The 3003-nt window shown below is 69.2% G+C and carries 1 protein-coding gene; it reads right to left on the bottom strand.

Annotated elements, in window-relative coordinates; translation table 11 throughout:
- A partial coding sequence (locus HOV77_RS29940) for a type I polyketide synthase (protein WP_290868175.1) occupies positions 1 to 3003 on the bottom strand: 3003 nt, incomplete at both ends.

Below are 3003 nucleotides of genomic sequence, written 5' to 3' on the forward strand. Positions count from 1 at the left end.
GGGCGCAAGACCGTGTCCAATCGCTGCGGCGTCAGCGACTCGATCACCCCGTCGTCCAACAATCCAGCGGTATGCACAACGCCGTCGACCGGGAACTCCGCCAGGAGCGCAGCAACCGCATCGCGATCGGCCACATCACAGGCGACCAGCCAGACCTCCGCCCCCTGTGAACGGAGATCGGCCGCCAACTCCGCCGCCCCCGGCGCATCCCCACCCCGCCGGCTCACCAACACCAGATCGCGTACGCCATGCACCGACACCAGATGCCGAGCCACCACCGCGCCCAGACCTCCGGTCCCACCGGTGATCAGCACCCGAGCCGCGCTCGACCACGGTGACACTCCACTCGGGACGGAGGTGCGCGCCAGCCGAGGTGTGAGAATCCGGTCGCCGCGTACGGCCAGCTCCGGCTCCCCGGTCGCCACCGCCGCATGGATCACGTCATCGGGGACGTCTTCCGTGACGTCCACCAGGACGATGCGCCCGGGATTCTCCGACTGCGCTGCGCGCACCAGACCCCAGACGGGCGCCTGGATCACATTCGGCTCGTCGGCCATCGCATTCCGGGTGACGACGACGAGCCGGGCTGCGCCGTGATCCTCCGTCAGCCAGGACTGCAACCGTTCCAGTACGCCGCCGACGGTCTCCCGAACCATCGCCGGAACGTCGTCCCCGGTCATCTGCAGACAGCGGATGATCTCGTCTCTCGTCGTACGCGGCCTGCCCCGATCCACCTCCTGCCAGGTGACCCGATGCACTCGCCCGGTAACCGGCTGCTCGGCGGAGCCCGCCCGGGAGGCGAGGGATTCGACGGTCAGCACCGGGCGGCCCGACTCGTCGGCGATCCGCATCGCCGACAGCTCCCCGCCTTGCAGTCGGCGTACGTGCACTCGCAGGGCCGCGGTCGAACCGCCGTGCAGTCCGACGCCGCTCCACGAGAACGGCAGCAGCGCCGGCCCGTCTTCGTCCAGCAGGTCCACGTGCATCGCCGCGTCCAGCAGCGCCGGGTGCAGGCCGAACCCGGCCGCGTCGTCGGCTTCGGGCAACGCGACTTCGGCGTACAGGTCGTCCCCGGAACGCCAAGCGGCCCGAAGCCCCTGGAACGTCGGCCCGTACTCGTAGCCGCGCTCGATCAGCCGGTCGTACAACCCTTCGACTGGCACCGGCTCCACTCCGCTCGGCGGCCACTGCGCAAGATCCCACTCGGTCGGCGGCGCATCCGGTCCAACCGTCCCCTCGGCGTGCAGGACCCACTCCGGATCGGCGTCTTCGAAGCGGCCGAAGACGCGTACCGAACGACGTCCCGATTCCTCGGGAGCACCGACCGCGACCTGGACGTGTACGCCGCCTTCCGCGGGCAGCACCAGTGGCGCGTGGAGTACCAGTTCTTCGAGGAAGCCGGCCCCGACCTGCTCGCCGGCTCGCATCGCGAGTTCGACGAAGGCAGTGCCCGGCAACAGAACCCGGCCCAGTACGCGGTGATCGGCGAGCCAGCGATGGGTGCTCAGCGACAGCCGCCCGGTGAGCACCGCGCCTTCATCGGCCGCGAGCGCGACGGCTGCACCCAGCAGCGGATGCTCGACCAGGTCCTGTCCGACGGAGAGGGGATCACCGCTCGGGCCGGCGAACAGCCAGTACCGTTCGTGCTCGAACGCATAGGTGGGCAGATCAACCCACCCCGCCCCGTACGCCTCGAAGAACTTCCCCCAGTCGACGGTCGCCCCGGCCGAGTGCAGAGCGCCCAGCGCGCTGACGATCGTGAGCGCCTCTTCGCGATTGCGACGCTGAGCCGGGATGAAGCCCTCGGCCATGCCGGAGAGCACCGCATCCGGGCCGAGTTCGAGGAAGACCTGCGCGCCTGCCGCCTCCAGCGCCGTGATCCCATCGGCGAACCGAACGGCGTTGCGGACGTGAGTCACCCAGTACTCGGGGTCGTTGACGGGAGTGAGGGCTCCGGTCACGTTCGACACCACCGGGATCGTCGCCTCGCCGAAGCTCAGTCCATTCAGGACCGGCCGGAACTCGTCCAGCATCGGATCCATCAGCGAGGAGTGGAATGCATGGGACACCCGCAGCTGCTTGGTCTTGACGCCGCGCTTCTGCAATACGGCCACCACGCGTGCCACTGCCTGATCGACACCGGAGACGACCACGGAAGCGGAACCGTTGATTGCGGCGATGTCCACGCCGTCGATCAGCAGCGGGAGGACGTCGGCTTCCGGAGCGGCGACGGACACCATGACGCCGCCGGGAGGGAGCGCCTGCATCAGCCGACCCCGAGCGGCCACCAGCTTCGCCGCATCCGATAGAGACAGCACACCGGCGACATGCGCGGCGGTCACCTCACCGATCGAGTGCCCACCCACGAAGTCCGGGCGTACGCCCCACGACTCGACCAACCGGAACAACGCCGTCTCCACCGCGAACAACGCCGCCTGCGTGTATCCCGTCTGATCGAGCAACTCCGCATCGTCGCCCCACATCACGTCGAGCAGCGGCCGATCCAACAACCCGTCCAGCGACGCCACGACCTCGTCCAGCGCCGTAGCGAAGACCGGGAAAGCCGCATACAACTCCCGGCCCATCCCGAGCCGCTGCGAACCTTGCCCCGAGAAGAGGACCGACAGCTTGGGAGTTTCGCTGACGGGCGCACTGTCGCCGCTGGCAGCTAGGTCATGGAGCGCTCGAACGAGTTCGTCGCGGTCGGCTCCGGCGACGGCGGCCCGATACTCGAGCGCAGTACGCCCAGTGGCCAGCGAGAACCCGACGTCCACCGGATCGAGGTCGGCCGCCTCCACAAAGGACGCCAGCCTTGCCGCCTGCGTACGCAGACCGCCAGCCGACTTAGCGGAGAGCGCCCAAGGGATCGCCGGAGCGGTGGACTTCGGGCGAACAGGAACGTCGAGTTCTGGGGCCTGTTCGAGGATGACGTGGGCGTTGGTGCCGCTGATCCCGAACGACGACACCCCGACCCGGCGCGGACGGCCCGTCTGCGGCCACGGC

Source organism: Hamadaea sp. (assembly GCF_013362815.1).
Taxonomy (GTDB): Bacteria; Actinomycetota; Actinomycetes; order Mycobacteriales; family Micromonosporaceae; genus Hamadaea.